This window comes from Mesorhizobium sp. M7A.F.Ca.CA.002.15.2.1 (genome assembly GCF_003998715.1).
In the GTDB taxonomy this organism is placed as follows: Bacteria; Pseudomonadota; Alphaproteobacteria; order Rhizobiales; family Rhizobiaceae; genus Mesorhizobium; species Mesorhizobium ciceri.
On the sequence record NZ_RZPI01001257.1, the window covers coordinates 1 to 472 of the forward strand.

General features: G+C 62.1%; 1 pseudogene. It reads right to left on the bottom strand.

The annotated features are described in order from the left end of the window. Positions 1-472 (bottom strand): annotated as a pseudogene (gene tolB / locus ENZ74_RS34005) (Tol-Pal system protein TolB); the annotation flags it as partial.

Sequence of the window (472 nt, forward strand, 5' to 3'; positions counted from 1 at the left end):
TGCCTGGGAAATTGCCGACCAGTTCGCGTTGGCCGGTCTCGATCTGCAGCAGGTACACCCGCGGCTGACCGCTTTCATAGGACATGTAGGTGATTTCCTGCCGGTTCGGCGAGAAACGCGGCGTCAGCACGATCGACCTGCCGTCCGAAAGATAGCGGACGTTGGCGCCGTCCTGGTCCATGATCGCGAGGCGCTTCTTGCGCGCATTCTTGGCGCCGGATTCGTCGATGAAGACGACGCGGGTGTCGAAATAGCCTTTTTCGCCGGTCAGCCGCTCATAGATGGCGTCGGCGATGATATGGGCGACACGCCGCTGATTGGCATCGTTGGCGAAGAACTGCTCGCCAGCCATCTGCTGGCCGGCAAAGGTATCCCACAACCGGTACTGGGCGCGGATGCGGCCGTCGGCTTCCTTGCTGACGCTGCCCGTGACCAGCGCCTGAGCGTTGATCACCTTCCAGTCGTCGAAGCG